Consider the following 26,327-nt stretch of genomic DNA (forward strand, 5'->3'; position numbering starts at 1 on the left):
TTGGCGGCCGGCGGCCGGATGGCCGACCGGTCAGGAGATATAAATATGCAAGTCTATGACGCCCCGTTGCGCGACATGCGCTTCGTGCTCAACGAACTCCATGCCGATGACGGCTTCGGGGATATTCCCGCACTGTCGGAGTTCACACCGGATCTCACCGATGCGATCCTCGAGGAGGCGGCGCGCTTCTGTCGCGACGTCCTGTTGCCGATCAACCGGTCGGGCGACGAGGAGGGGTGTCATCTGGAAAACGGCGTCGTGCGGACGCCGGCGGGGTTCCCCGAAGCCTATAAGCAGTTCGCCGAAGGTGGCTGGACCGCGCTCGCATCCGATCCGGAATGGGGTGGGCAGGGGCTGCCGGAAGCGGTCAACAAGCTGGTCGAGGAGATGATCTGCTCGTCCAACCTCTCCTTCGGCCTCTACCCGGGCCTCACCCATGGTGCCACCACTGCGATCGAGGGCCATGGCAGTGACGCGCTCAAGCAGGCCTACCTGCCCAAGATGGTGAGCGGCCAGTGGTCCGGCACGATGTGCCTGACCGAGCCTCATTGCGGTACCGATCTCGGGCTCCTGCGCAGCCGCGCGGTCCCGCAGGGCGATGGCAGCTACAAGGTCACCGGCTCCAAGATCTTCATCTCCGCCGGTGAGCATGACCTGACCGAGAATATCATCCATCTCGTGCTCGCCCGCCTGCCCGACGCCCCCAAGGGCGTGAAGGGCATCAGCTTGTTTCTCGTCCCCAAATATCTGCCCAGGGAGGACGGTACTCCCGGTCAATCGAACGGCGTCGCCTGCGCCGCGATCGAGCACAAGATGGGTCTCAAGGCGTCGGCGACGTGCCAGATGAACTTCGATGATTCGATCGGCTGGATCGTCGGTGAGCCTGGCAAGGGCATGGCCGCCATGTTCACGATGATGAACACGGAGCGTGTCTCCGTCGGCATCCAGGGCCTGGGTGTGGGCGAGGCGGCGTATCAGGCGGCGGCCTGGTATGCGAAAGATCGTATTCAGGGTCGGGCGCTCTCGGGACCCAAATATCCCGATCAGGCAGCCGATCCGATCATCGTTCACCCCGATGTTCGCCGCATGTTGATGACGATGCGGGCTTATAATGAGGGATGCCGGGCGCTCTCGGCCTGGGTCTCGCGCGCCCTGGACGCGGAAAAACATTCTCCCGAACCCGAAGTGCGCCAGCGTGCGAGTGACTTCATTGCGCTCATGACCCCCGTCGTCAAAGCGCTCTTCACCGACCTTGCGTTCGACAGCGCGAACCTTGCGGTCCAATGCTATGGTGGCCACGGCTACATCCGCGAAAGCGGCGTCGAGCAATATGCCCGCGATGCCCGGATCACCATGATCTATGAGGGGACGAACGGCGTTCAGGCGCTCGATCTCGTCGGCCGCAAGCTCGGCGCCCATATGGGCCGCTATCTGCGCAGCTTCTTCCATCCGGTGTCGGCTTTCATCGAGGAAAACAACGTCGACGGACCGATGAAGCCGATGATCGAGGCGCTCGCCAAGGCGTTCGGGGCGCTGCAGCTTTCGACGGCCACGGTCGCGCAGCGGGCGCTCAAGGATCCCGAAGAGGCGGGCGCGGCGTCGGCGGACTATCTGCGTCTGATGGGCCTGGTGGCCATGGGCTATTGCTTTGCCAAGGCGACCAAGATCGCAGGCTTGCAGCTCTTCTTCGGCAGCGAGGACAAGCGCTTCTACGATGCCAAGATCAAGACGGCGACGTTCTTCTTCGAGCGTATCCTGCCTCAGGCGACCGCCAGCTTCCTGGCGATCAAGGCGGGCAAGAAGTCGCTGATGGCGCTGGAAGACGACGTGTTTTGACGCTTCCGGCAAGCCTCGAAAAGCGGCTGGCCATTCCAGCCATCGTTGCGCCGATGTTCCTTGTGTCGGGACCGGACCTAGTCGTCAGTTGCTGCGAGGCGGGACTGCTTGGTACTTTCCCGGCGCTCAACCAGCGCACCAGTCAAGGTTTCGGTGAATGGCTGGATGAAATCGAGGAGCGGCTGGCTCCCATGCCGGGAGCGGCGCCCTTCGGCGTCAACCTCATCGTCCATAAGAGCAATCCGAGGCTCGACGCCGATCTGGAACTGATCGTTCGGCACCATGTGCCATTGGTCATCACCTCGCTCGGCGCCGTCGCGGATCTTGTCCAGGTGGTTCAGGGCTATGGCGGGCTGGTCTTTCACGACGTGACGAACGTGCGTCATGCGGAAAAGGCGCTCGAAGCTGGCGTCGACGGTCTGATCGCGGTCGCTGCCGGCGCGGGGGGACATGCCGGCACGATGAGCCCGTTCGCACTGGTTGACGAGATACGGCGCTTCTTCCAGGGGCCGCTGGCGCTTTCCGGCGCCATCACGCGCGGCCACCAGATCGCGGCCGCGCAGATGATGGGGGCCGATCTTGCCTATATCGGATCCCACTTCATCGCGTCGGAAGAGAGTCTCGCCTCGCCGGCACAGAAAGACATGGTGATCGGGGCCGGACCAGCGGATATCGTCTATACGGACCGGGTCACCGGCGTCGGGGCCAATTTTCTCCGGCCCTCGCTGGAAGCCGCGACTCTCCCTGAGCCACATGGCGCGCTTTCGGTTTCGGAGGAGGCCAAGGCCTGGAAGACGATCTGGTCGGCAGGCCACGGTGTCGGCGCTACCACTGCCGTCCAACCGGCCCGATCCATCTGTGAGAGACTCATTGCCGAATATCAGGCGGCATTACAATCAGAGTAGGATTGATCCATGAAGGTGCTTGTGCCCGTCAAGCGGGTTATCGATTATAATGTGAAACCGCGCGTGAAGGCGGATGGGACGGGCGTCGATTTGGCGAACGTGAAGATGTCGATGAACCCGTTCGACGAGATCGCCGTCGAAGAGGCTATCCGCCTCAAGGAAAAGGGAGTCGCGACCGAAATCGTGGTGGTGTCGATCGGCGTCGCCAAGGCGCAGGAAACGCTGCGCACCGCGCTCGCCATGGGGGCCGACCGCGCGATCCTCGTCCAGACTGACGATGAGGTCGAGCCGCTCGCCGTCGCCAAGATCCTGAAGGCCATCGCCACCGAGGAGGCTCCGGGCCTGGTGATCCTCGGCAAGCAGGCCATCGACGATGATGCCAATCAGACCGGCCAGATGCTGGCAGCCCTTCTCGGTTGGGGGCAGGGCACATTCGCCAGCAAGGTCGAAGTATCGGGCGAGACTGTCGCGGTGACCCGTGAGGTGGATGGCGGTCTGGAGACCGTAAGCCTCAAACTGCCGGCGATCGTGACGACCGATCTGCGTCTCAACGAACCGCGCTATGCGAGCCTGCCCAATATCATGAAGGCCAAATCCAAGCCGCTGGCGACGAAGACGCCGGCCGATCTCGGTGTTGAGATCGCCTCGCGCCTCAAGACGCTCAAGGTGACCGAACCCCCCAAGCGCTCGGCGGGCATCAAGGTGGCCGACGTCGATGAATTGGTCGCCAGGCTCAAGGAAATGGCGATTTGATAAACTTTCAAACGCGCCGAACTTGCCGAACCTCTCCCATGCAAGTGACGGCGCACCCCGCTTCATCCTGTGCGCACAGAGATGAAGCGGGGGCGGATTTCTCGGAGAATAAGTTATGAATACGCTCGTCTGGGTTGAACATGACAATGCGTCGGTCAAGGATGCGACGCTATCGGCCGTCACCGCCGCTGCCAAACTTGGTGAGGTCCATCTGCTGGTTGCCGGTGCGGGCATCGGCGGCGTGGCCGAGGCTGCTGCGAAGGTCGCGGGTGTCGCCAAAGTCGTAACGTTCGACGATGCGGCGTTCAAACACGCTTTGCCCGAGAATGTCGCGCCGGCCGTCGCGGACCTGATGCGCGGCTATGACGCGTTCGTGGCGCCTTCCACTTCGAATGGCAAGAACATCGCGCCGCGCGTGGCGGCCTTGCTTGATGTGATGCAGGTCAGCGACATCCTGTCGGTGGAAAGCGCTGACACGTTCACGCGTCCCATCTACGCGGGAAATGCGATCGCGACGGTCCAGTCGTCTGATGCAAAGAAGGTTATCACGGTGCGTGGCACAGCCTTCGAGAAGGCGGCCCGCGAGGGTGGCTCGGCCAGTATCGAGGCTGCGACGGGCACGGATGCGGGACTTTCCAGCTTCGTGGGTGCCGAGATCGCCCAGTCCGAGCGCCCGGAACTCACCTCGGCCAAAATCATCGTCTCGGGCGGGCGAGCGCTGGGCTCGGCCGGGCAGTTTCATGGCGTGATCGATCCGCTGGCCGACAAGCTGGGCGCGGGTGTGGGCGCAAGCCGCGCGGCGGTCGATGCTGGCTATGCGCCCAACGATTTTCAGGTCGGCCAGACCGGCAAGATCGTGGCGCCGGAAGTCTATGTCGCCGTCGGCATATCGGGTGCGATTCAGCACCTTGCTGGCATGAAGGATAGCAAGACCATCATCGCGATCAACAAGGATGAGGACGCGCCCATCTTCCAGGTCGCCGATATCGGCCTGGTCGGCGACCTCTTCAAGATCGTTCCTGAACTGACCGAAAAGCTTTGAGGTAAGCGATGACCGGTCTGGAAGAGATCGAACAGTTCATGGCGGCCGGCACCCGGCCGCCCATGATGGACCTGTTCGACATCGATCTGCTTGAGGCGGAGGAGGGGAAGGTCGTCTTTGTCGCGACGCCCACCTCGCAGACCTACAATTTCATGGGCATCGCCCATGGTGGCTATGCCGCGACGCTGCTGGATTCGGCCTGCGGCATCGCGGCGAACTCCGCGGCCCAAGTGCCCATCAACTGCGTCACGCTCGAACTCAAGGTCGCCTATCATGCGCCCTTGACCGACAGGGTCGGGATGGTCCGTGCAATCGGCCAGGTGGTGTCGATGGGCAAGAGGGTGGCGCATACCGAGGCGCGTCTGATCGACATGGCCGGCAAACTCTATGCCTCCGCGACATCGACCTTGCTGCTCGTCGATCGGGCGGCCTGAACAGGAAAGAAGATATGGAAGTCGTTATCCCGCACAGCCTTGGTAAAATCGAAGCGAAGAGCAGGATCGAGGCCGGCCTGCCCAAGCTGGCAGCGCATATCCCGGGAGGCGGTTCGCTCAGTTCCGAGTGGGTATCGGACTACGCACTACACTTGGTCATCGGGGCGATGGGGCAGAATATCCCGGTGCAACTCGACATTGAGGATAGCGAGATTCGCGGCGACGTCAGCGTACCGCTGTTCCTCAAAATGATGTCAGGACAGATTTCGGATTTTGTGAAAACGAGCGCCGAGAAAATGCTCAGCAAGGCATGATGAATTTACTGGCCGCAGGACAATATCGTTGCTCTGCGATGATTGAGTTTACGAGAATCTGCCCTGTTTCCTAGCCGATAGTGTCCGCGCGAGGGCTTTGTGATGGAAGAAATCGCTCCCCGAGTTTTCAGGATCATTAGCCGTCAGCTCGGCGTCTATCCGGATCAGATTGCCCTTGCTTCGTCTTTCTACGATGACATCGGCGTGGATAGTCTCGATGTGCTGGAAGTTGTGATGGCGCTTGAAGACGAATTCGGACTCACTATCCCGGATGAAGCCGCCGGTGAGGTCAAAACAGTAGAGGATGCGGTCAAGCTGGTCGAAGCATGGATAGCCAAGTGAGATAAAACCCACGATCCTCTGAAACCGCAATTCACGACGACAATGAAATCTAGATAGCTCTTTGGTCGCCTGACGTATCACTTCCATGATCAAGGCTACCGTGATCGCGCATAGCCGCCATATGCTTTGCGCCAGAAACGGGATTTCATCTATCGCTTTGCCCACTCGATGACGGAATGGTGTTTCCGAAAAGAATATAGCGAACCATGTTATCTAATGACGAATCGCTGTCTTCTCACATTTGACGAACTGGCTGGTAACGTCGGAGCGGGAAGATGCATGAAAGAGGTAGATCATGCGATACCGTTCATTAGGCCTGGCTACAGTCTTGATTGTCACGAGCACCGCTTGGGCGCAGACGCCGTCGGATAACCAACATGCGCTGATCGGACCGCCCCAACTCCACGCCCTTCCCGTCACCGCTCCGACGCTCGTCGAGGCCTATGGTCCTGATCCTCTGCAGATCGGTGAACTGCGCTTGCCTGCAGGTCCTGACCCGTTTCCCGTCGTCATGGTCATTCACGGTGGCTGCTGGACCAAAGGCTATGAGACACTGGCAGGCACGGCGCCGTTGGCGAGCGCCTTGACGGACAAGGGCGTGGCGACATGGAATATAGAGTATCGACAGGTTGGTGACACCCGCGGCGGGTGGCCTGGGACCTTCCAGGATTGGGGAGCGGCGCTCGATCACTTGAGGGTGCTGGCACGAACCCAGCCTCTGGACCTGAAGCATGTGGTGACGGTGGGACATTCGGCCGGCGCCCACGCTGCCCTGTGGCTGGCGGCCCGTCCCAGATTGCCTGCCGACAGCGAGGTCCGCGGCGCTGATCCACTGAAGGTTTCCGCCGCGGTCGCCATCGACGGCCCAGGCGACCTGCGAACCCTGTACGGGTTCGACAAGGATATTTGCGGCCGCCCGATCTTCGTCAACCTGTTCGGGGGCGCTCCTGACGCACAGGCGGGCCGCTACCGTCAGGCAAATCCGATCGAATGGCTGCCTCTGGCCGTGCCTCAATTCATGGTCGCTTCCGTCGTGCTGGAGCCTTCAGCCGCGCAAGCCTATGCAGCAGCCGCACAGTCGGCCGGCGATAAGGCGACGGTGATCACCCTGGAGAATGCGGGCCACTTCAACATGCTTTCGCCTGCGGACCCCACCTGGGCGCCGGTAGAGGCCGCGATCCTCGCGGCGGCGAAAGCAGAGCAATAGTCGAGGCAGCCTCCAGTTTATCCCCATCTCGGTGATCTCTATCTGATGAAGCCCTGCAGAGGTCCGCTTCGAACACCTCCCCCTGGGTTGCGCCAAGGTCGCGTCGGCCGGAGCGAGAGGGTTGCACTTGGGGTGCCCCTGACGATCTCGTTCCATTGAGGCGTCAGTCAGGCTTGAGGGGCTGAAGGTCCGGCGCGGAAATCTTCGTGAAGCGCCACCAGGCCAGGCCTCCGTAGACCAGAATGAGGATGGCGAGGTTGAGCACCTCCCGCGTCTGCTCGGCAAGGCTCGCGCCCATCTGATTGAGCCCGACCATGAGATGAATGCCCGCGGTGGTTGGCAGGAGGCGCGCGAGGAGCGCCAGCCAGGCCGGCGTCGCCTCCGCCGGCCAGGAGAGACCCGCGAGGAAGAAGATGGCGAGCGACGTGCCCATCCACAGTTGCAGGGGTCGTTCCCGTGTCCGGAAGAGGCTGGCCAGCGCAAGCGCCGCCGCCACAGTCGCGCCCACGAACAAACTGCCGCCCACGATCAAGGCGCCAGGAGAGCCGGCGGCGCGGGGATAGTCCTGAAACCAGAACACAAAACCCGCATAATAGGCCACGTCGGCCCAGCCGATCACGAAGAAGGCCAGGGCAATTCCGATAAGGGTGCGCGAGGGCAGACGAAAGCGTCCCAGTGTCTCGCGCAGGGTGGCGGCGAGCATCGTCAGGCCCATCAGCAGGGTCTGGTGAATGATGAGGAAGCCGACCCCGGGGAACACCGTGCTGCCATAGCCTTCGCGCGTGTTGAACAGCGGGCGCTGAACGAGCGACAGGGCAGGGCGGGCGGGTGCGCCCTGCGCCATGGCCTGATCGCTCGCCGCCTCGCCGGCGATCGTGGTGACCGCCAGGCCGATGCCTGACAGCGCCGTGCTGCTGCGCAGCAGATAGGCGCCGTTGCCGTAGAGCGCGACCGTGCCCTGGGCGCCGTTCAGAATATGTCGCTCGAACCCCTCGGGGATGATGACCACGGCCCCTGCGCCGGTCGTCTCGAGCCAGAGCCGGGCGGCTCCTGGAGAGGCCGGGCGCGCGGCAAGATCGGCCTGCTGGAGCGCTGCGATCCGGCGCACGAGACTGCGGCTTGCGCCGCTGTCGTCGAGATCGACGACGGCCACCGGAATGCGGACCGCGACCTCCCCGGAATAGGCTGAAGGGTAGAAGAAGGAATAGAGGATCGTCGACACGACGATCAGCATGAAGGCGGAGCGGTCGGAGAGAACGGCGCGGAAGGTAGCGAGGAAGGCGCGGCCGATCATCGTCGTCCCCAGACCTCCGGGCTCATCCGCGCCGAGACATAGCGCGGCAGCCCGGCGCCCGAGCCGACGACGAGAAAGGCAAACAGCGCCAGGATCGATCCAAGAGATGCGAGCACGGGTGCGCCGATCATCCATTGCTCCGCGACCAGCCGCGCGAAGCGGGTAAAAGGCAGCAGCGCGCTCCATAGCCGGGCGAAGGCGGAGGCCGACTCGATCGGGAAGATCGCCCCGGCGAAGGCGAAGGAAGCGCCCGCATAGAGGGCGGTCATCGACAGCGCCTGCCCCATGGAAAGGGTGGCCCCGACGATGAACAAGGCCATGCCCGCATAGGCGAGATAGAGGGCGAGATAGCCGCCCATCAGCATCGCCACGCTCCCTTGCACGGGCCAGCCCCGGTAGACCGCGAGATAGCCGGTCGCAAGCGCCCCCCAGAGCAGGAAGATGAGGATATAGGGCGCGATCTTGCCGGCGACGGCGGCGACCGCCTCGCCTCGAGGCCCTGCAAGCCATGCTCCGATGGTCCCGTCCCGCAGCTCGCGACCGAGCGCGCTCACGACCGCGATCATGAACAGCAGGTGCAGGAGTGCGGGGTGGATCAGGGCGACGAGTTGCAGCTCGTAACTGGCCTGCGGGTTGTAGAGGATCCGGCTCTGCACGCTCACCGGCTGCGGCCGCACACGCGCGGGACCGGCGATCGCGGCGCTTTGCTCCCCGGCCAAGGCCTTTGCGTGGGCCTGGACCACGGTGCCGACTTCACGCAACACCGAACCCGAGGGCGTGGAATAGCTCGCATTGTAGAAGAGGAGGATCTTGCCGGTCTCGCCGCGCAGCACGGTGCGCTCGAGATCACGCGGGATCAGGACCACGGCATAGGCGGCGTTGGAGCGGACCAGATGCTCGGCCTGTGCCATGTCCGGTGGCCGCGCCGCGACCTTGAGCCCGGGTGACGCCTCCAGCTTGCGGGTGAGGTCGCGCGCGACGCCGCCGCCGTCCTCGTCGACCACGACGATCGGCAGGTTCCGCATGACGCCTGCCGACAACTGGACCGCGACGATCGCCAGCAGCAGCAGAGGCAGCCAGGTGACCAGCGCCAGATCCCAGACGCTGCCGCGCAGGAAGGCGGTTTCGCGCCGGGCGCTATCGACGAAGGCCCGGATCATTGCGGCCAGTCGAACAGGACCGTCATGCCGGGGCGCAGCCCATCGACCCGCGACACGGGCGACAGGCGCACGTCAAAGCTCTTCACGTCAAAGCCGCTCGACTGGCGGGTCGCGCGCCATGTCGCGAAATCGCCGGCGGGCGCGATGTAGAAGACCCGAAACTGGGCGCAACGATCGCCGAGCGCAGGTATGCGGCCGGTCAGGACCCGTCCCCGGCGGATCGCACTGAACTGATCTTCTCTCAGGGTGAGCGTCACCCAGGGATGATCGATGTCGGTCAGGACGAAGACGGGAAATCCCTGCGGCACGAGTTCGCCCGACTGCGCCAGCCTGCGTCCGATCTCACCGTCCGACGGCGCGAACACCCGGGTTTCCTTCTCGGCCGCCTCGACTTCGGCCAGGGCGCCGCGCGCCTGGCGCACCTGTCCGCTCGCGGCCTGCCGATCCTGTCGCCGCGCCCCGGCCAGCGCCAGATCATATTGCGCGCGCGCCGCTCGGGCCGCTTCATTGGAGGCCAGGGCGTTTGCGCGGCTCTCGTCGCGTTTCTGCCCCGCCAGCACACCCTGTTCAAAGAGGCGCTCGGTGCGCTGATAGGTGGTCTGGGCGAGGTCCGCCGCCGCCTGCGCGCGTCGCCACTGGGCCTCGGCAGCCCGGATATCCTCCGGCCGTGCGCCTTCATCGGCCTTGTCCGCATTCGCCTGCGCGGCGGCGAGCGCGCCGCCGGCCTGTTCGGAGCGGGCTTCGACCTCGGGACTGTCGAGCGTATAGAGCAGCTGTCCCGTCTTCACCGGCTGGCCTTCCTCGACATGAAAGGCCGTGATCCGAGCCGAGACCTTGCTCGTGATCCGCAGTTCGCGGGCCTCGACCATGCCCTGGAGCTGATCGGGAACCGGGCGATAGGCCAGCCAGAGACCGAGGCCGAGAATGACCACGACGAGGAAAGCAATGAGCGGCAGCAACTTGCGCTTCCGCCCGGTCGGAACCGGCGGAGCCGTCTCGTCCGGGGTGACCAGGGTTTCCGATGTGGCGGTCATGGCGTGACCCTTTCACCCTGGTCGATATAGTCCGGCAATGTGGCGATCTGACCGCTGACGTGGAGAAGCTGGGCGAGCGCGACAACGAAATCATATCCGGCCTGGGCGCGCTGGATCCGGGAGCGGGCAAGACCGAGCTGCGCATCGATCACGTCGAGCGAGGTTGTCTGCTGCTCCTGATAGCCGAGGGTCTGGACCCGCAGATTCTCCTGCGCCGCAGTGATGGCCGTGTCGGTCAGCTCAAACCGCCGTCGCGCGGCTTCCGCATCGTTCCAGGACCGCGTGACGCCGATTTCGATCTGGGTGCGGGCTTCGCGCAGGCCCGCATTGGCTTGCGTCACCGTTTCCCGCGCGGCCTGCACCGCTTGCGAGCGGCCCACACCGGAGAAGAGCGTGTAGCGCAGCCCGACGCCCACCGACCAGTCGGGATCGGTCAACAGCGTGTCGCGCCGATCGAAATTATACTGGGCGAAGCCATAGATCGTAGGCCGGAGCTTGGCGCGCTGAAGGGCCACCCCCGCTTCAGCCTGGTCTTCCAGCGCGCCGAGCCGATCCAGTTGGGGATGGGCGCGCAGGGCCGCGTCCACATAGGTGTCGAGCGAACGGAGCGGCTGACGGATCACGAAGATCGGGGAGACGGGATCGACGCCGGACGGCGCCCGCAGCGCGCCGGCAAGCGCTACCTGCGCACTCGCGAGATCGGCCTGCGCCTTTTCCAGTTCGCGCGCGGCGTCGTCGCGCGCTACCTGCGCCTGGAGGCGTTGGGCCCGGCTTATGAACCCTTCCTGTTCGAGCTTGAGGGCGTCCGCGACATGCCGCTCTAATCCCGCAAGCGCATCACGGCGAACATCGCGCACGCGCTCGAGCAACTGCTGGCCGAAATAGAGCTGGGTCATCTGCAACAGACCGTTGTCGATGACGATCTGGCGTTCGGCGCGCGACTGTCCCAGTTGCGCCGCGGCGCCCGCCTGGGCGGCGGGAATCTGGCCGCCGGAATAGAGCGGCAGCGTCGCCGTCACGATCGGCCGGGTGCTGGTGCGCTCGATCTCGAAGCGCAGGGGGTCAGAGATGGAATAATCCTGGGCCACGTCCGCCAGCGGGCCGAGCGGCAGATAGAGGGTTTTCTGATAGCGGATCATCTGTCCTTCGAACTCGACGGTCGGACGCCGCAACGTGCTCGTGGAGCCTTTCTGGGCCTCCTTGCTGCGCACATCGGCGTCGGCGCCCTGGATCGCGTCCGACCGCTCGAGCAGCCTCGCCTGGGCGCTTCGATAATCGAGATCAAGCCTGTCGATCGTTTGCGCCTGCGCGCCCTGACAGACCGCAGTCGCCAGCGCGGCAACCAGCATCGAACATCGCAAGGTCATGAAGAACGTCTCCTGCTCCCGCACGGTAACGTTGACATCCAACCGACTCAATACATATTTGTATCGAAATGCTCCCGCCCGTGATCCCGTGAGCCGCCGCCCGGCACGAACGCGCCCGACCCGGGCGCAGACCCGGGAGCGCATCCTGGATGGCGCTCTCGAGGCCTTCGCCGAACGTGGCTTCCATGGCTCCACCCAGGAAGATATTTGCGAGCGCGTCGGTCTGAGCCGGGGGGCCTATAATTCCAGCTTCCGATCCAAGGACGAATTGTTCTTCGCCCTCTATGACCGGGTGATCGAGCGCTTGCAGTCGAGGCTGGAGGAGGCGACCGCTTGCGCCCTGTCCATGCCCGGCTCGACGGCCGACAATTTCCTCAAGGCCTTTATCGCCAGCTATCCGTTCGATCGGGACTGGTATCTGCTCCAGGCCGAGTTCGGCCTCTATGTCCTACGCCATCCTGCCATGGCGAGCCACTATGCCGAACGGCAAGGACGGATCCTCGCCATCATCGAGGGCGCGCTCGCCGACATCCTTCGCGAGGACTCCCGCATCGTTGCCCGGGGCCTCCCGCGCATCGCGCGACTGATCCTGGCTGTCCACGAGGGAAGCATGTTCCAGGGCCTGCTCGAACCGCACGAGGTCGCAAGCGGAGAGCTTCTGGACTTTCTCGTGGATCTCATGCTGGCGAGGGCGGCAACGAGAGTCGACTAAGAATGGATTGCTGATCTTGCCTTGCGGGAGGCCGCGCAACAGCATGCCTGCCTCTATTTGTGACGTGGGAGATCGTTTAGTGAAGGAGACCGCGCTGTATCGCCGTGGCGACGGCCTGGGTGCGCCTGTTGACAGCGAGACACTTGAAGATCGCGCGAAAATGCCATTTTACGCCATCTTCGCCGATACCCAATATGTTGGCGATCTCCGCGCTCGTAAGACCATCCCGCGCCAGGCCGAGGATATGGAGTTGGCGGCGAGACAGGTCGGATCCTTCGGTATGTTGTGAACTCGGCAAGTGATGTTGTGCTGCGGACCGATCAAACCTCGCCTTTACGGCCCATCCCGCGTGAATATGCTCCAGGATATTCCGGAACTCCCGCGCTGTTTCCTTCAGTCCTGTGCTGTCGCGAATTTCCGAGGCCTCTTCCGCTGACCGTATGGAAAGTTGCAGCGCCTCTTTACGTAGATGCAGCACCGAACGCAGCATGAGGGTTTTGAGTATGATATGTTGCCATCCTGCCCTGCGGATGCGGGCCAGGATACGGTCCGTCAATTGGCGCGCGAGGTGATCCTTCCCGTCGGCAAGCGCCCGCGTCGCAGACAGAAGCATGCACTCGACGTCCGCAATGGCGAGGTGAGCCGAAGTGATGGCGTCGTTCCTGGGAATATTGGGGATGGTGACCGATCGACCCGACGCGATTTCATGTTCCGCAGTCAGGATATCGGCCATGAGTTGCAGTCGCGGCATGTGGTCGCGTACGGCTTTCACGTCCAGTTCGGTCAGGATTTTTTCGCAGAGGTCCGCATCTCCGGCCAGACGAGCGGCCCGTAATATGGCCCGTGCCGTATGAATGCGGACGTCGACGATCTGGTCGCAGAAAAGCAACGGCCATTCCAGTTCTGCCAGAGGCACGCCGCTTTCGGCCAGCACAGCGAGGCGCAATGTTTTCAGCGTCTGCTCGGCGACCGGGGAGACCATATCCGTCAGATGCGCGTCGATCCTATTTCGTGCGGGAATGATCTGCCCCTGCGTCAGCAGGAGCAGCACTTCGGCAATCTTTGCCCAGTCGCGGGCAAAGCCCTGATCGGCCAGGGCACAGGCTTGATCCAGTAGGGGACGTAGTGCCGCGAACTCGGCCGCGTTCGACTGGCTCGCCACGATGCTCGCGAGGCAGGCCAGGGCGGAGGCCTTCATCATCGGATTTTCCCGGGCGTGCAGCTCGAGCCATTGCCGGCAGAGCATTTCCGCCCGGACGACATCGTCCCTCAGCGCCGCTGTCGTCGCACCGAGCAGCGTCAGCAATTCCTCATGCGCATCCGTGCGTGACAGCAACTTCAAAAGGTGCGTCGCCCCTGCATGCTGCTGCTGGAAGGAAAGGGCCCATATCTTTCCCAGGCCAGCCATGGGATTGGTCAGCAACGCTGTGTCGGGCACGCCCTCGAGCCAATGGGCCAACTCATCGATACGGCCTTGTCGCAGGGCGACATCCATGACGATCTCACCGCCCAGCCCCCGCGCCCAGGCCGGATCGCCGGCCCGCAGCGAAAGCGCTATCGTTTGCGCTGGCCGGCCGGCGCGCCAGTGATGAAAAGCCGCATGTTTTAGAAGATGGCTTGGAGAGGAACGAAGCTGCGACTGTCCGCTCAAGGCAAGATGGTGTCGCAGCGCCGGATTGAGCGCAAACATTCCGTCACTGTCCGGCCTCAATAGGAGGCATTCGCGTTGCGCACGTGCGATCCATTGCGCGCCGTCGTGGACGCGCAGGGCAAAATCGTGGCTTTCGGCATCGAGGGGAGCGATTAATGCCGCCTTTTTCAGCCATGTGCGCAGAGCGGGCGATAAGGGCGCCAACACCATCTGATCGAGATAACAGATGATCTCGGGCCATAAATGCAGTGGCTGCATCCGGTGGGATACACGGCCCGCGATGCGGCACAATGCGGGCCAACCCTGTGTGTCCGATATGATCCGGTCGAGGGCTGAAGGGACCCGGATCAATTCCTTCAGATCCTGGGCGCGGCAGGCCAGGGCATCGGGGCCGACTTCCTGCCAGTCAGCGTTGAGGACGCCAAATCCCCAGGGGGCGGAGGTTGCAAGGACCGCTCGCCAATCATCGGGAAGAGCATCCATCATGTCTCTTGTCAGCGTTTCGAGATGCGGCGCTTCCTGAACATCATCGAGGCAAATAATCCCGGGCCTGTCCTGATGCCATATCCATTGGAGAATGGACTCGATGTCCGCGGCGGTTCCGGCCTGAAAGGCGAGGCGACGCAGGGTGCCCTTCTTTGTGTCGTCGCTTGCAAGACTTGCCCAAAGCGCCGGGCGACCAGTGTCCGCCGCCTCCTTCCAACCGGCCGCGAGCGTCGCCGATTTGCCGTAGCCGCAAGGTGCGCGCAGCAGGCTGACGCGCGCGGTCAATTCCACACGGCGAAGTGCCGTTTCCGCCAGTCGCGAAAGCAGCGTTGGAGTCCATTCGGTTCCCAGGCCCATGCCGGGTCGATACTACATGTTCGTGTAGTTCCCTATTGCTTTTGCGCTCGTAAGACTCGCGCGAAGGTCATGTTTTCGACGAGAATGAAATGATTGAAGAGAGCCATTCGATTTCGCAGGAACCCTGTGATGGCCGCCCGGTGGAAATGCTCTTCACCGCGCAAAAGGCAATGTCGGACGAGCGCCGGATGCGCTTTGGCCTTGCTGAAAGACGCGCTGCGCTGGCGCGCCTCGCGGCTGCCATACGAAAGTTCGAAGGGGAGATCGTCCAGGCCATGGCGACCGACTTCGGCAAGCCGGAGGCCGAAGTGTTTCTGACGGAAATTCTTCCGGTCATGCAGGAAATCCGCCACAGCCGTCGTAATCTGCGCCGATGGATGCGGCCAGTCCATGTCGGACCGACATTGATCGGTTTCGGCACGGCCGGACGGATCGTGCCGCAGCCACGCGGCGTGTGCCTTATCATCGCGCCCTGGAATTACCCATTCAATCTCTGCCTGGGGCCGCTTGTCTCCTGCCTTGCTGCCGGCAACAGCGCTATCCTGAAGCCTTCGGAGATGACACCTGCTACCTCGGGCGTCATCGCGCGGCTGATCGCCGACACATTTCCGCCAGACTTGGTTACCGTCGCCCTCGGCGGGAAGGAGATGTCTCAGGCCCTGCTCGCGCTGCCCTTCGATCATATCTTCTTCACCGGCAGCCCCGAGGTCGGGAAAGTCGTAATGCAGGCAGCCTCCCGCCACCTGACCTCCGTTACGCTGGAACTGGGTGGCAAGTCGCCCACGATCGTGGGACCGGATGCCGACATAGAGACGGCCGCCAGTTGGATCGCCTTCGGCAAATTCTCCAATGCCGGTCAAACCTGCATCGCGCCCGATCATGTGTTCGTCCACGCTTCGATCCGCGACCGGTTCGTGGAAGCGCTGCGCCGCCGGATCGCCGCCGCTTATGGTTCGGGCATGACGAGCCCCTATCTCGCAAGGATCGTCAATGATCGCCATGCGGACAGACTGGGGGGCCTGATTGCGGATGCCCTGGCCACGGGCGGGCGGATCATTGTCGGCGGCGAAAGGCAGGGAAGGGCGCTGGCGCCCACAGTGCTGGAGGCGATCGCTCCCGAGGCGGCGATCGACCATGAGGAGATATTCGGTCCCGTCCTGCCGGTCCTGACCTATGATGACATTGAAACCGTGATCGGTCGGATCAACGCAAGACCCAAGCCGCTGGCGCTTTATGTGTTCGATCGTGACCGGGCGAGAGTGGATCATATCCTGGCGGCCACGACTTCCGGCAGTGCAGGCGTCAACCTTACCATCGTCCAATACGTCCACGATCATCTGCCGTTCGGCGGTGTGAACAATTCCGGGATCGGGGCGGCACATGGCCATCACGGGTTCCGGACTTTCAGTCATGAGCGCGCCGTTCTCCAGAACCGCTTCTCCGCTCTGCCTCTCGTCTTTCCTCCCTATTCGGGCCGGGCAGCGCGTCTGATCCGACTTGCCAAACGCTTTCTGGGGTAAATCCATGTACGACTATATCATCATTGGCGGCGGCTCGGCCGGCTGCGTCATGGCCAACCGCCTTTCTGCTGATTCGGATAAAGCTGTCTGCCTCATCGAGGCGGGGCCGCGCGATCGCAATCCCTTCATTCACATGCCGCTTGGCGTCGGCGTCATTGCCCGCACGGGATGGGTGAACTGGAACTGTGAGACCGAAGTCGAGCCTCACCTTAACAACCGGCGGCTCTATTGGCCGCGCGGCAAGACGCTGGGTGGCAGCAGCTCGATCAATGCAATGGTCTACATTCGCGGCGATCGGGCGGACTATGAGGGCTGGGGGGCGGCCGCCGGAGCTGACTGGGACTGGCCGCGCATGCGCGAGCTTTTTATCGCGCTCGAAAACAATCAGGCTATCCACGACGAGCATCATGGCAATGCCGGGCCACTTTGCGTCTCCAATCTTGGGCGAGTGAACCCACTTACGGAAGACTTCGTCGAAGCTGGGGTGGAACTGCACTACCCGCGAAATCCCGACTTCAATGGCGTGAGCCAGGAAGGCTTTGGTGTCTATCAGGTGACCCAGAAAGACGGGCAACGGTTCAGCACGGCGCGAGCGTTTCTCGATCCGGCTCGCTCGCGCAAGAATCTCGCCATCGAAACGAACGGCCTCGTCGAACGGATACTGTTCAAGGACGACTATACGGCTGTGGCAACCACGGCCGATCGCGAAGGATTTGGGGTGGCGCCCAGTTTCCTGCCTCGTGCGATACGCGGCGCATGGAGCTATTTCCTTCATCATGAAGGCGAATTGACGTCAAATGCCTCGGAGGGCGGCGCTTTCCTCAAATCCGACGCCGGCCGGGAGCGGCCCAATCTTCAATTCCATTTCCTGCCGGCGATCCTGCGTGACCATGGCCGCAAGACAGCCTTCGGCTACGGAATGACCGTGCATGTCTGCGACCTTCTACCGAAGAGCCGCGGCAGGATCGGGCTCAAGATCGCCGATCCCACGGCTCATCCGCGCATAGAGGGCAATTATCTCAGTCATCCCGATGATGTGGGCGTCTTGCTGAATGGCGCGAAGCTAGCCCGCAAGCTCCTTCATGCGCCGGCGCTCGCCCGTCACTTGCGCGAGGAGGTGCGACCGGGACCCGCGGTCCAGACCGACGAGGCTCTGATCGACGACATCCGCGCGCGCGCTGAAACAATCTATCATCCGGTAGGAACATGCCGCATGGGCAGTGACTCGGCATCCGTGGTCGATCCGGCAGCCCGTGTACGTGGCATTGACGGTTTGCGCGTGGTCGATGCATCGATCATGCCGTCGATCGTGTCGGGCAACACTAACGCGCCTACCATGGCGATCGCGGAAAATGTCGCGCAAATGATGATCCGGCCTTGAGGAAGAATGGCGATGAGGTTCAGTTTCGTATTGGCAGCCATGCTGCTACTTGCAGCATCTGCGTCCGTCGAGGCACAGCGCGCTTCTTTCGGAGTGTGGAAGAATCCGCAGGACAGCGTACATGTGCGAGCCCAGCCGTGCGGAAGCAGAATGTGCGGGGTCGTGGTCTGGGCAAGTGACAAAGCCAAGGCGGATGCGCGGCGCGGCGGGACAAACGATCTGGTAGGTCTGATCCTGTTTCGCGATTTTGTTCCTGAAAAGAAGGGCGTGTGGCGCGGCAGTGTTTTTGTACCCGACATCGGCCAAACCTTCTCTGGAACAATCACCACGCTCGACGATCGGCGGATGGAGGGAAAGGGGTGCCTGACAGGGCGGATCATGTGCAAATCGCAGATATGGACGAAAGTGAACTGAAATCCGTCCAATCATCGTCTGACCGAGAGCGGCAAGCCAAGGATTTTAATAAGACACATCAAAAGCTTCTACGATAAATTGAAGAGGCGCGGAGCAGGAAGCGGGCATGGCGACAGCGATGTGTGCAGCCGCCACGGGATCAATTCGGCGACGGGCATGCGACTTGGTCAGCGTAAGCAGGCGGATAATCCGTTATTGATCGTCGCGGCCAGAAGACGGTCCGCTGCGGCAGCGGCTGCACGAACAGATTAACCTAATGGAAATCACACGATAAGCGCCCCGCCTGATGCGCCCGACGACCCATTCCGCCGCTAGCAGGCATCCCCCCGGAAATTCCAGCAATCTACGCACGCCCAAAATCCGTAGCGTCCGATAAACTCTGCCGGAAAGGAGGACTGTCCCACAACAAGCTATCAGGGGTTTTCCGACATGCTTATAGGCTACATGCGCGTCTCTTCCACAGATGACCGGCAATCGGTCGATCTTCAGCGCGATGCGCTGATCGCAGCCGGCGTCGATAGCCGGCATCTCTATTCCGACAAGGCATCCGGCGCTCGCGAGGACCGGGCGAGCCTGCGGGCCTGCCTCGAATATCTCGCAGCCGGCGATACGCTGGTCGTGTGGAAACTGGATCGGCTCGGCCGCTCCCTGCCGCATTTGCTGTCGATCCTGACCGATCTCAGGGAGCGTGACGTGTCATTCCGGTCATTGACCGAGCAGATGGACACGGGAACGCCGCATGGCGAGCTGCTGTTTTCGCTGTTCGGCGCGCTGGCCCAGTATGAACGGGCATTGACGCGCGAGCGCATCATGGCAGGCCTTGCGGCCGCCAGACGGCGCGGGCGCTGCGGTGGCCGCCCGCGAACGATCGATGCGGAAAAGCTCGATCAGATCACCGCCGCCCTTGCCGGTGGCGCTAGCAAGTCGTCGATCAGCCGCACGTTCAACGTGCCCCGATCGACCCTCGCAGATACGCTCGCGCGGGCCGGATGGCTCAAACCGCCGCGCCTTGCGTAACGACAAAAACATAATTATATTTCCGTAATGCCATCCATGCGCTTCTCCTGGCACCCGGCCAAAGCCGAGAGCAATCTGAAGAAGCACGGCGTCAGCTTTGCGATCGCTACTCGTGCGTTCACAGATCCTTTCGCGCTGAGCGATCAGGATCGGATCGAAGGTGGCGAGCGACGATGGCAAACCTTGGGCCTCGTGGAAGGGCATCTGCTCCTCCTCGTGGCCCACACTGTCGTCGAGCAAGACGATGACGGCGAGTATGTAGAGATCATTCATATCATTTCGGCTCGAAAGGCCGATCGAACGGAAAGGCGACGTTATGAAGAAGAAAGACGCTGATACCGTCCGTTTCCAACTCGATCCGGACAATCTGCCGCCGTTGACCGAAGCGCAACAGGCCGAACTGGATGCCCTGCAGGCGATGCCGGATAGCGGGATCGACTATAGCGACTCTCCGGCGCTGACAGAGGATTTCTGGCGGAACGGGCAGCGTGGGCGCTTCTATAAGCCCATCAAGCAGCAGGTGACGGCACGCCTTGATGCTGATGTGCTCGCCTGGCTCAAATCGCAGGGTAAGGGCTACCAAGCCCGCATGAACGCCATACTTCGCCGTGAGATGCTGGCGACCGCCAGAAGGCAGGAAAAGCCACGTTAATTTAGATAGTTAGGCTATCGGTTATCGTATGGTTTCCGTCAGCGCCGAACCGTAACCTCTAGCTACTCCTCTTCTATCCCCATCGCTTTCAAGTCCAATCCCAATTCCTTTAAACTGGGCAGGGGAGGAGGATCGAAGGCTACCAGTGCATCGATAAAGTCATGAAAGCTGTCGTATACGGGGGTTATCGCCCTAGAAGGCAGAGCTTCATCGTGCAGCCATACGGATATCTTTCCATCAATTCTGTCAATTAACAGCATATTACCCAGACCGATTTCCGCAAAAACCACAGATGTTTTTGGAATCTGCATGGATAATTGTTCGTTTATGCGAATTATTCCTAAGCTTCCGTCAACAGGGCCATATATAACTGAAACGCCAATTCTTCCTGAATCATCGGAATAGGCGCATTTTTCCGCAGGAAATTCAACATCCTTATTGAAAACTATCGCTGATCCGAATTCAATAAATAAATCACGAAGCTCAGACGGCAGCAATATTCTTAATGAACTCTCTATCTGGTCTAATTCGATCAAAGAATCTCCCGGCATGTGGAGTGATTCGTAAGCGGTGTTTTCAGCCCACGGCACTCCATGGCATGAGGTCGCCGACGCTGTTTGCGGGATGACCATTGGCCAGGCTGGTGAGGGTTTCGGTCAGCCAGATATTCGGGTTGGTGCCGGAGAGTTTGCAGTTCTCGATGAGCGTGGCGATCACCGCCCAGTTGTCGCCGCCTTCATCGGAGCCGGCGAACAGCGCATTCTTCCGATTGAGCGCGAGGGGGCGGATAGAGCGTTCGACGGTGTTGCTGTCGAGGTCGATGCGACCATCGTCCAGGAAGCGCGACAGGCCATCCCAGCGGTTGAGCGCATAGCGGATCGCTTCGCCGATCTTGCTCTTGGCGCTGACCTGGCGATTGCGGGCATCGAGATATTGGCGAAGGTCATCGACGATGATGCGGCTGCGGTCGTGGCGTACAGCCCGGCGTTGCTCCGCCGATGATCCTCGCACCTCATCTTCGATGGCATAGAGCAAGGCGACGCGACGCAGCACTTCCGTTGCCACCGGAGAGCTGTCGGCCAGCTCGTAGAACTTGCGCCGGACGTGTGCCCAGCAAAAGGCAAGGCTGATCTGCTGACGACGCCTGGCGAGCGCGGCATAGCCGCCATAGCCATCGACCTGCAGGATACCTGCAAAATCGCCGAGATGCGCTTCTGCCCGTTCGCCCCTGCGATCGGCCGCATAGACATAGGCGACCATCGGCGGATCATCGGCGCCCCAAGGTCGGTCGTCGCGGGCATAGGCCCATAGCTGGCCGGTCTTGGTCCGCCCACGCCCCGGATCGAGCACCGGCGCAGTCGTCTCGTCCGCGAACAGCCGTTCGGATCGTCGAAGCCGTTCGAGGATGTGATCACGCAAGGGGCGCAGATACCAGGCTGCCCGACCCACCCAGTCAGCCAGGGTGGATCGATCAAGCTGGATGCCTTGCCGGGCGTAGATCTGGGCCTGCCGGTAGAGCGGCAGGTGATCGGCGTACTTGGCGACGAGCACCTGGGCGATCAGCGCCTCGGTGGGAATACCGCCCTCGACGATCCGTGCTGGTGCCGGGGCCTGAACGACTGCGCTCTCGCACGAACGACAGCCGTAGCGCGGCCGGCGGGTGACGAGGACGCGGAAAGTGGTGGGCACGACGTCGAGGCGCTCGGCCACGTCCTCGCCGATCTGGTGGAGCGCGTCGCCGCAGCACGGACAGGCCTTGTCCTCGACGTCGACGACTTGCTCGATCCGTTCGAGATGAGCCGGCAGTGAACCGCGGTTGGTCTTGCGCGGACGAGCGGCTTGCCTCCGGCTTGCCTTGTCGTGCGCGTGCTCCGCCTCGGCCAAGGCCGTCTCGACTTCCTCCAGGGCAAGCTGAAGCTGGTCGGGATCCAGCTGCTCCGAGCGACGACCGAAACGGTGACGCTGGAGGGCCTCTATAATCGCCTTCAGGCGCTCGACCTCAGCCTGGAAAACCTTGAGCGCATCGAGTTCGCGGGCCTGTTCGCGGATAAGCGCACGCAGCGCTTCGACGTCATCGGGAAGGTCCGCTTCCATCAGCATGACAGTAGTGAATCAGCAGAAGAATGCCCCGTCAACCAGCAATCTGCGGGGCAATGGGGCGACGTCCGCCATGCACCCGGCGCCAGTCCAGACCTTCCAGCAAAGCGCCAAGTTGCGCCGCCGTCACGCGCATCACGCCGTCCTGGATGCCCGGCCACTTGAACCCGCCGCTCTCCAGCTTCTTGGCCATCAGGCACAGGCCGGTGCCGTCCCACCACACCAGCTTGATCCGGTCTGCGCGCTTGGCCCGGAACACGTAGATCACCCCCGAATAGGGATCGCCGCCGTACTCGGCGCCGACCAGCGCCGCGAGCGAATCCGCACCCTTGCGAAAATCCACAGGTCGTGTCGCCACCATCACGCGCGCCCCGGCGCCAGGTCCGATCACCGGGGCGTCCTGAGCGCTTCGATCACCGCGGTAATCGTGCCCGCGTCAGCGCCGCGGCCGATCTTCACAGCGACACCATCGATCTCCAACTCTACGGCGGCTTCGGTCGCGCGGCGTCGGCGACGAGGGCGACGCTTGGCAACAGTATCCGCCGCCACGCTCGGTTCGACCACGGCGGGCACAAACGACGGCGCTCCCGGTTCCGTCGGCGGTACGATTACCCCCTCGGCCTCGAGCTGCTTGCGCAAATCCCGCCGCCACGCGTAAACTTGCGAGGGATCCAGTCCATGCCGACGCGCCACGGCACTGACGCCTTCGCGGCCGGTATAACACTCCGCGACAATCGAGGCCTTCACTTCCGGCGGCCAATCCCGCCGCTTGCCGGCGCCCGTGAACACCTCAAACCGATGCGCGCCTTTGCTCACAGGATCATCACCCGAGACTATCATAGTAGCAGCGCTCTCCAGCCCGTTCAGGGCCAGGAAACTCAACGCTGCGCTTCAACTGCGCAAGGTGGGGGCAGGACACCGCTTACAGTGATTCTGCATCGAATGATGGATCAAACTGAAAGGTCATATATTTTCTGCCTTACATCGTTAGGGCGTCGCTATCGTGTCCGTTCCGCACCGCGCCTCAATCACGCCACCTGATTGGTATAGCCGTTAGCGGAGGGGCACGACAATCAGGTCAATCTTGGCGCGTCGATGCTTTGATTGGTGCTGCGCTCCATCTACGATTGAATATCCGCCATCCGACTAAGCCCGCGACAACGCCCAGCAGGCCGCCCACGAGATAGGCGGTTGGCGCATCATTCGGCACAAAAAAGAAGCCGCCAGCAACATAGCCGCCGATTACGGCGGTGCGTGTCACCGCACCATAGATCGCGGCGACCTTGCCATGATCGGCGGGCGGGCATTCCGACTGGAACAAGGTTCGGACAGCGACGTTGTGGATGCTGTTTGCGCCGCCGCCTAGGATGAAGGCGACGGCAACGATTGCCAGCCCGATCGGCGCAAGGCCGATCCACAGCATGGTCGCGCCCATGACAGCGGCCGTGCCGAACGCCGCCAGTCCGACCCTATGGCCAATAACCCTTTCGGCCAGCCCAGCGCCGATCAACATCCCAACCGCCCATAGTGCCGTCAGCATTCCAAACGCGGTCGGCCCGCTCCCAGCGTCACCATCACGAGAAACACGAAAGCAACGTCGGCTATGGCGGTCGCAAACACTTCGAGGCTGAGCGCACCCGTAACCACCATCAACCGTCGATTGCGGAGCAGCGGCAGGTAGTCCGCGAACAGGGTCTCTTCCTCCTGATCGTCCCGTTGTGGCTTGCGGCGAAGCCTGCTCGCCATCACGACGAGGGCCAAAAGGGCAAAACTGGCGGCATCGGCTAAAAGCGCATTGCGCGATCCGATCCATCCCACCAGTACGCCCCCAGCGACTGGACCAGCGAGCATTCCAAGGCTGCGAACCATTTCCATAAGGGAATTGGCGAGTGCGAGGTCATTCCAAGCCGCTCGCCAGCACTGGAATCAACGCGAATGTTGCGGCGCTGCTGATCGTGAACAGCACGCTCAACAGCGCGGCCCCGGCGAGCGTGAACATGGGATAATAGGCGATAAATGCTATCACGCCCGCTTGCAGAACTGACACCATGACCAGAATGCGGGCCGCCTCCCGGCGGTCGATCAAGCGGCCCGCCCAGGGTGCGGCGATCAGACCGGGTAGCAGCTCCGCGGTCAGCAGCGTCGGCACCGCATAGCCGGATGCGTTCTCGGCAGTGCGGAACATCAACGTCAGCAACGTGATTTCATCGCCGGTCGTCGAAATCGTAAGCGCCACAAGGACCAACCATCCCCAGCCTTGCCGAAACTCAACTCCCACTCACTTAACCTTCCGCACAGCCCCGCACTTTCCGGGTCACTCTGCACACTTCAAATCTCAACCGACAATCAGGTGAATAGCTTTAGCGTCGTTCTGCCAACCACTTAAGCGCCGATAGGCTTGGCATGAACAGATATTCGCCTCCCTTCATGACATTGAAGGTCTGCACACCGTCGATGCGCTTGCGCGCAGGCGCCTGCGGGATCGTGAACCGGCCGTCCTCCTCATGCAGACCAACGATTGGATCGCGCTCCTCGCCGAGGTCGACGAAATTGCCGCGGTTGATCCATTCCTGCTGCATGAACTCGATCGTGTCGTAAGCGCGCGCGCTTATGAAGATGAAGAACAGGCCGCGATCGCCTTTGGCATCGTCTTTCGGCGCCACATCCTCGGAATAAACCGGCCCGAAAGTCGAGGAACGGCGGATGATGCGGTGAATGTTGACGTCGGTGAGCAGTGTCAGCTCGGAATCGCGGGGATTGAGCCGGCGCATATGACAGCCGAGCGGCACGACGCGGCCTTTGGGGTCGTCCTTGAAATTGAAGTCGTTGTTGCGCTGCGGATCGGCGCCGAGGTCCGGGTCGTCATGATCCGGCGACAACGTCAGTGGAGCGCCTGACCGCCAGCGACCGAACATCTTGGCGGCAAGACGTTCGCGGTCCTCCGCCGTCTCGCCATGGGCCTTGAGGAAGGCGTTGAAGCAGCCGACCCGGCTGTTGTACTTGCGCAGGACGACGAAGGTGCCGTTCTTTCCCAGCGCCGCAGGTTCAGGCATGCCGAGCGGCTGGCCGTTCTCGCTCTCGTATCCAAGGATGAACTCGCCCGCCTTGATCGCGCGTTCCTCGCCGGGCAGCGGATCGACGCCGCTGCCTTCGACGGCGGGCTGGGAGATCGAATCCCGGAAGCCGAACGGGTTTTTCGCGCCGTCCGGCGCGCCGAAGCGATGCTCGCCGATCAAGGTGACGCCGCTGCTCTGGTCGAGTTCGGTTCGCGCGGTCGCCAGCGCCTTGTCGAGCTCCGCATCGTCGACCGCGTAGATGGTCAGCGCGAGATGGCAGTTGCCCGGCTTGAACACGTCCTCCCAGTTTTCCGGCGCGTTGGGTCCTAAGTCGCGGAGCTGCTCCGAGCGCGCCGCCATGCCCTGCTGAAAGGGGAGCGGGAATGTCTTGAGCTGCGCTTCAGGAACGCCGAGCGCCTTTAGTCCCTCGAAGCTGAGTGCAGCGCCTATCCAGAAATCGAGATCCTCGTTCCAGTTGTCGGCGGATGCGATATGGGGCGCGAGCCGGCCCAGCAAAGCGCGCGCGCCCTCGGCCTCGTCGAAATGGAGCATCGCATGGATGCCGACATAGGGCTCCGGCCGGCTTCGCAGGATCAGCGCCTGGATATCGTGCAGGTCGAGCGTAACGCTGTCCCTCGAGAAGCGCTCTTTCAGCTTTTGAAGGATCGTCATCGCTCAGCCCACCTTGTCCAGGAATTCGTTGACGGCATGTTCCATCCGCTGAAGCCGACGCACGTCGACGACCGTGACCTGCGGGTTGGCGACGAACCATCCGGCGGCGGTGATCTGATGTTCGGCGATGAAATCCTTGACCTTCGGGCTCGCGATGCCCGGCCAGCCTTCGACCGAGGCGAAGAGCAAATCCATCAGGTCAGGGATCTTGGTGGCGAAGTCGTTGATATAGGTGTCCCAGTCGCCGTCATAGGCGGTGGCGAACAGGATGCGGGTGTCGTTGTCGAAGAAGACGAACCGCATGTTGTGCAGGGTGCCGACCTTCTGCGCCCCGTCGAAATTGCCGTTCACGAGTCCGAAGATGCGTTTCAGCCGGTCCGCGCCGCCCGGCTTGAGGTTGGCGATGGCGGTGAGCTCGGAGACATTGCCGGACTGCGCGCCGACGCGACCGGCCGAGCCGGCCGTGCCCTTGAGGTCGGGATTGTGCTTCGTCACCATCTGCTCGAGCGCGAGCTTGGCGAGCTGCGGCGCGTCGCCGGCCACTTCCTCGATCCGCCGCCGGATGGCCTGAAGGCGGGTTTCGTCGATCTGCGGGTTTTCTTCGGTCTCGGCCATGACTGGCCT

At 62.4% G+C, this 26,327-nt stretch carries 29 protein-coding genes; 15 read left to right on the plus strand and 14 right to left on the minus strand.

Annotated features, from left to right (window positions below; all coding sequences use genetic code 11):
- Positions 1–45 precede the first annotated feature (45 nt).
- The 8 genes from OVY48_RS03370 (at position 46) to OVY48_RS03405 (ending at position 6,833) form a co-directional block, all read left to right on the plus strand.
- Positions 46–1,836 (plus strand): acyl-CoA dehydrogenase C-terminal domain-containing protein, encoded by a 1,791-nt coding sequence (locus OVY48_RS03370; RefSeq protein WP_017503705.1) that lies wholly within the window; start codon positions 46–48, stop codon positions 1,834–1,836.
- Complete coding sequence (locus OVY48_RS03375; RefSeq protein ID WP_164523917.1) at positions 1,833–2,741, plus strand: NAD(P)H-dependent flavin oxidoreductase; 909 nt, start codon at positions 1,833–1,835, stop codon at positions 2,739–2,741. Before OVY48_RS03370 ends, OVY48_RS03375 begins: the two co-directional genes overlap by 4 nt.
- A gap of 9 nt (positions 2,742–2,750) precedes the next feature.
- Complete coding sequence (locus OVY48_RS03380) at positions 2,751–3,494, plus strand: electron transfer flavoprotein subunit beta/FixA family protein (protein WP_004206977.1); 744 nt, start codon at positions 2,751–2,753, stop codon at positions 3,492–3,494.
- Positions 3,495–3,609: 115 nt separating this feature from the next.
- A complete protein-coding gene (locus OVY48_RS03385) occupies positions 3,610–4,536 on the plus strand; it encodes an electron transfer flavoprotein subunit alpha/FixB family protein (protein ID WP_004206978.1) in 927 nt (308 codons plus the stop codon).
- A gap of 8 nt (positions 4,537–4,544) precedes the next feature.
- Positions 4,545–4,970, plus strand: coding sequence for a PaaI family thioesterase (locus OVY48_RS03390; protein ID WP_004206979.1), 426 nt, complete (start codon positions 4,545–4,547; stop codon positions 4,968–4,970).
- Positions 4,971–4,984: 14 nt separating this feature from the next.
- Positions 4,985–5,284, plus strand: coding sequence for a polyhydroxyalkanoic acid system family protein (locus OVY48_RS03395; RefSeq protein ID WP_004206980.1), 300 nt, complete (start codon positions 4,985–4,987; stop codon positions 5,282–5,284).
- A 102-nt stretch (positions 5,285–5,386) separates the two neighbouring features.
- Positions 5,387–5,626 carry an acyl carrier protein gene (gene acpP / locus OVY48_RS03400; protein WP_004206981.1) on the plus strand — a complete coding sequence of 80 codons (240 nt, stop codon included), beginning with the start codon at positions 5,387–5,389 and terminating at the stop codon, positions 5,624–5,626.
- 295 nt (positions 5,627–5,921) lie between these two features.
- Positions 5,922–6,833, plus strand: coding sequence for an alpha/beta hydrolase family protein (locus tag OVY48_RS03405; protein ID WP_037474527.1), 912 nt, complete (start codon positions 5,922–5,924; stop codon positions 6,831–6,833).
- A gap of 163 nt (positions 6,834–6,996) precedes the next feature.
- Here OVY48_RS03405 and OVY48_RS03410 read toward each other — a convergent pair whose 3' ends face one another.
- From OVY48_RS03410 to OVY48_RS03425, 4 genes are read right to left on the minus strand one after another with little or no spacing between them, the layout of a single operon-like run.
- Entirely contained in the window at positions 6,997–8,127 is a 1,131-nt protein-coding gene (locus OVY48_RS03410; protein WP_004206985.1) for an ABC transporter permease, read from the minus strand.
- On the minus strand, positions 8,124–9,287 hold the full coding sequence (locus OVY48_RS03415; RefSeq protein WP_004206986.1) for an ABC transporter permease: 1,164 nt from the start codon (positions 9,285–9,287) through the stop codon (positions 8,124–8,126). Before OVY48_RS03415 ends, OVY48_RS03410 begins: the two co-directional genes overlap by 4 nt.
- Positions 9,284–10,321, minus strand: a complete 1,038-nt coding sequence (locus OVY48_RS03420; RefSeq protein WP_004206989.1) for an HlyD family secretion protein — start codon at positions 10,319–10,321, stop codon at positions 9,284–9,286. The genes OVY48_RS03415 and OVY48_RS03420 overlap by 4 nt, the downstream gene beginning before the upstream one ends.
- Positions 10,318–11,688 carry a TolC family protein gene (locus tag OVY48_RS03425; protein ID WP_025290596.1) on the minus strand — a complete coding sequence of 457 codons (1,371 nt, stop codon included), beginning with the start codon at positions 11,686–11,688 and terminating at the stop codon, positions 10,318–10,320. The genes OVY48_RS03420 and OVY48_RS03425 overlap by 4 nt, the downstream gene beginning before the upstream one ends.
- Between OVY48_RS03425 and OVY48_RS03430 the strand changes: the two genes are divergently transcribed.
- Entirely contained in the window at positions 11,687–12,400 is a 714-nt protein-coding gene (locus OVY48_RS03430; RefSeq protein ID WP_313921852.1) for a TetR/AcrR family transcriptional regulator, read from the plus strand. The genes OVY48_RS03425 and OVY48_RS03430 overlap by 2 nt on opposite strands.
- A 76-nt stretch (positions 12,401–12,476) precedes the next feature.
- Here OVY48_RS03430 and OVY48_RS03435 read toward each other — a convergent pair whose 3' ends face one another.
- Positions 12,477–14,894 (minus strand): helix-turn-helix transcriptional regulator, encoded by a 2,418-nt coding sequence (locus OVY48_RS03435; RefSeq protein ID WP_037474523.1) that lies wholly within the window; start codon positions 14,892–14,894, stop codon positions 12,477–12,479.
- Between the two features lie 89 nt (positions 14,895–14,983).
- Here OVY48_RS03435 and OVY48_RS03440 point away from each other — a divergent pair, with 89 nt between their 5' ends.
- The 6 genes from OVY48_RS03440 (at position 14,984) to OVY48_RS03465 (ending at position 19,878) form a co-directional block, all read left to right on the plus strand.
- Positions 14,984–16,414, plus strand: a complete 1,431-nt coding sequence (locus OVY48_RS03440) for an aldehyde dehydrogenase family protein (protein ID WP_037474520.1) — start codon at positions 14,984–14,986, stop codon at positions 16,412–16,414.
- Positions 16,415–16,418: 4 nt separating this feature from the next.
- Positions 16,419–17,795 carry a GMC oxidoreductase gene (locus OVY48_RS03445; RefSeq protein ID WP_313921853.1) on the plus strand — a complete coding sequence of 459 codons (1,377 nt, stop codon included), beginning with the start codon at positions 16,419–16,421 and terminating at the stop codon, positions 17,793–17,795.
- A 12-nt stretch (positions 17,796–17,807) separates the two neighbouring features.
- A complete protein-coding gene (locus tag OVY48_RS03450; RefSeq protein ID WP_004207001.1) occupies positions 17,808–18,209 on the plus strand; it encodes a DUF2147 domain-containing protein in 402 nt (133 codons plus the stop codon).
- A 429-nt stretch (positions 18,210–18,638) separates the two neighbouring features.
- Entirely contained in the window at positions 18,639–19,226 is a 588-nt protein-coding gene (locus tag OVY48_RS03455) for a recombinase family protein (protein ID WP_037474513.1), read from the plus strand.
- Positions 19,227–19,262: 36 nt separating this feature from the next.
- Positions 19,263–19,562, plus strand: coding sequence for a BrnT family toxin (locus OVY48_RS03460; RefSeq protein ID WP_228221671.1), 300 nt, complete (start codon positions 19,263–19,265; stop codon positions 19,560–19,562).
- Positions 19,543–19,878, plus strand: a complete 336-nt coding sequence (locus OVY48_RS03465) for a BrnA antitoxin family protein (protein WP_004206995.1) — start codon at positions 19,543–19,545, stop codon at positions 19,876–19,878. The genes OVY48_RS03460 and OVY48_RS03465 overlap by 20 nt, the downstream gene beginning before the upstream one ends.
- Before the next feature lie 62 nt (positions 19,879–19,940).
- Here the strand turns inward: OVY48_RS03465 and OVY48_RS03470 are convergent, their stop codons facing one another.
- The 9 genes from OVY48_RS03470 to OVY48_RS03510 form a co-directional block, all read right to left on the minus strand.
- Positions 19,941–20,414: an SMI1/KNR4 family protein gene (locus OVY48_RS03470; RefSeq protein WP_313921854.1), complete on the minus strand. Its 474-nt coding sequence runs from the start codon at positions 20,412–20,414 to the stop codon at positions 19,941–19,943.
- A 40-nt stretch (positions 20,415–20,454) separates the two neighbouring features.
- Positions 20,455–21,978 carry an IS66 family transposase gene (gene tnpC / locus OVY48_RS03475; RefSeq protein ID WP_313921855.1) on the minus strand — a complete coding sequence of 508 codons (1,524 nt, stop codon included), beginning with the start codon at positions 21,976–21,978 and terminating at the stop codon, positions 20,455–20,457.
- A 31-nt stretch (positions 21,979–22,009) separates the two neighbouring features.
- Positions 22,010–22,366: an IS66 family insertion sequence element accessory protein TnpB gene (gene tnpB / locus OVY48_RS03480; protein WP_313921856.1), complete on the minus strand. Its 357-nt coding sequence runs from the start codon at positions 22,364–22,366 to the stop codon at positions 22,010–22,012.
- Positions 22,363–22,815, minus strand: coding sequence for an IS66-like element accessory protein TnpA (gene tnpA, locus OVY48_RS03485; RefSeq protein ID WP_104959618.1), 453 nt, complete (start codon positions 22,813–22,815; stop codon positions 22,363–22,365). The genes tnpB and tnpA overlap by 4 nt, the downstream gene beginning before the upstream one ends.
- Before the next feature lie 238 nt (positions 22,816–23,053).
- A complete protein-coding gene (locus OVY48_RS03490) occupies positions 23,054–23,488 on the minus strand; it encodes a hypothetical protein (RefSeq protein ID WP_025290603.1) in 435 nt (144 codons plus the stop codon).
- Between the two features lie 20 nt (positions 23,489–23,508).
- Positions 23,509–23,850, minus strand: a complete 342-nt coding sequence (locus OVY48_RS03495) for an MFS transporter (RefSeq protein WP_017503245.1) — start codon at positions 23,848–23,850, stop codon at positions 23,509–23,511.
- A 22-nt stretch (positions 23,851–23,872) separates the two neighbouring features.
- Positions 23,873–24,211 (minus strand): hypothetical protein, encoded by a 339-nt coding sequence (locus tag OVY48_RS03500; protein WP_017503244.1) that lies wholly within the window; start codon positions 24,209–24,211, stop codon positions 23,873–23,875.
- 124 nt (positions 24,212–24,335) lie between these two features.
- Complete coding sequence (locus OVY48_RS03505; RefSeq protein ID WP_313921857.1) at positions 24,336–25,703, minus strand: peroxidase; 1,368 nt, start codon at positions 25,701–25,703, stop codon at positions 24,336–24,338.
- A 3-nt stretch (positions 25,704–25,706) separates the two neighbouring features.
- Positions 25,707–26,318: a hypothetical protein gene (locus OVY48_RS03510; protein ID WP_004207013.1), complete on the minus strand. Its 612-nt coding sequence runs from the start codon at positions 26,316–26,318 to the stop codon at positions 25,707–25,709.
- Positions 26,319–26,327: the final 9 nt, after the last annotated feature.

This window comes from Sphingobium sp. SA2 (assembly GCF_032227065.1).
Taxonomy (GTDB): Bacteria; Pseudomonadota; Alphaproteobacteria; order Sphingomonadales; family Sphingomonadaceae; genus Sphingobium.

Excerpts from the sequence above, each read along its gene's own strand:
- OVY48_RS03370 (WP_017503705.1), top strand. The coding sequence starts at position 46 with ATGCAAGTCTATGACGCCCCGTTGCGCGACATGCGCTTCGTGCTCAAC.
- OVY48_RS03380 (WP_004206977.1), top strand. The coding sequence starts at position 2,751 with ATGAAGGTGCTTGTGCCCGTCAAGCGGGTTATCGATTATAATGTGAAA.
- OVY48_RS03385 (WP_004206978.1), top strand. The coding sequence starts at position 3,610 with ATGAATACGCTCGTCTGGGTTGAACATGACAATGCGTCGGTCAAGGAT.
- OVY48_RS03390 (WP_004206979.1), top strand. The coding sequence starts at position 4,545 with ATGACCGGTCTGGAAGAGATCGAACAGTTCATGGCGGCCGGCACCCGG.
- OVY48_RS03395 (WP_004206980.1), top strand. The coding sequence starts at position 4,985 with ATGGAAGTCGTTATCCCGCACAGCCTTGGTAAAATCGAAGCGAAGAGC.
- acpP (WP_004206981.1), top strand. The coding sequence starts at position 5,387 with ATGGAAGAAATCGCTCCCCGAGTTTTCAGGATCATTAGCCGTCAGCTC.
- OVY48_RS03405 (WP_037474527.1), top strand. The coding sequence starts at position 5,922 with ATGCGATACCGTTCATTAGGCCTGGCTACAGTCTTGATTGTCACGAGC.
- OVY48_RS03410 (WP_004206985.1), bottom strand. The coding sequence starts at position 8,127 with ATGATCGGCCGCGCCTTCCTCGCTACCTTCCGCGCCGTTCTCTCCGAC.
- OVY48_RS03415 (WP_004206986.1), bottom strand. The coding sequence starts at position 9,287 with ATGATCCGGGCCTTCGTCGATAGCGCCCGGCGCGAAACCGCCTTCCTG.
- OVY48_RS03420 (WP_004206989.1), bottom strand. The coding sequence starts at position 10,321 with ATGACCGCCACATCGGAAACCCTGGTCACCCCGGACGAGACGGCTCCG.
- OVY48_RS03430 (WP_313921852.1), top strand. The coding sequence starts at position 11,687 with ATGAAGAACGTCTCCTGCTCCCGCACGGTAACGTTGACATCCAACCGA.
- OVY48_RS03425 (WP_025290596.1), bottom strand. The coding sequence starts at position 11,688 with ATGACCTTGCGATGTTCGATGCTGGTTGCCGCGCTGGCGACTGCGGTC.
- OVY48_RS03435 (WP_037474523.1), bottom strand. The coding sequence starts at position 14,894 with ATGGGCCTGGGAACCGAATGGACTCCAACGCTGCTTTCGCGACTGGCG.
- OVY48_RS03440 (WP_037474520.1), top strand. The coding sequence starts at position 14,984 with ATGATTGAAGAGAGCCATTCGATTTCGCAGGAACCCTGTGATGGCCGC.
- OVY48_RS03445 (WP_313921853.1), top strand. The coding sequence starts at position 16,419 with ATGTACGACTATATCATCATTGGCGGCGGCTCGGCCGGCTGCGTCATG.
- OVY48_RS03450 (WP_004207001.1), top strand. The coding sequence starts at position 17,808 with ATGAGGTTCAGTTTCGTATTGGCAGCCATGCTGCTACTTGCAGCATCT.
- OVY48_RS03455 (WP_037474513.1), top strand. The coding sequence starts at position 18,639 with ATGCTTATAGGCTACATGCGCGTCTCTTCCACAGATGACCGGCAATCG.
- OVY48_RS03460 (WP_228221671.1), top strand. The coding sequence starts at position 19,263 with ATGCGCTTCTCCTGGCACCCGGCCAAAGCCGAGAGCAATCTGAAGAAG.
- OVY48_RS03465 (WP_004206995.1), top strand. The coding sequence starts at position 19,543 with ATGAAGAAGAAAGACGCTGATACCGTCCGTTTCCAACTCGATCCGGAC.
- tnpC (WP_313921855.1), bottom strand. The coding sequence starts at position 21,978 with ATGCTGATGGAAGCGGACCTTCCCGATGACGTCGAAGCGCTGCGTGCG.
- tnpA (WP_104959618.1), bottom strand. The coding sequence starts at position 22,815 with ATGATAGTCTCGGGTGATGATCCTGTGAGCAAAGGCGCGCATCGGTTT.
- OVY48_RS03490 (WP_025290603.1), bottom strand. The coding sequence starts at position 23,488 with ATGTTGATCGGCGCTGGGCTGGCCGAAAGGGTTATTGGCCATAGGGTC.
- OVY48_RS03495 (WP_017503245.1), bottom strand. The coding sequence starts at position 23,850 with ATGGAAATGGTTCGCAGCCTTGGAATGCTCGCTGGTCCAGTCGCTGGG.
- OVY48_RS03505 (WP_313921857.1), bottom strand. The coding sequence starts at position 25,703 with ATGACGATCCTTCAAAAGCTGAAAGAGCGCTTCTCGAGGGACAGCGTT.
- OVY48_RS03510 (WP_004207013.1), bottom strand. The coding sequence starts at position 26,318 with ATGGCCGAGACCGAAGAAAACCCGCAGATCGACGAAACCCGCCTTCAG.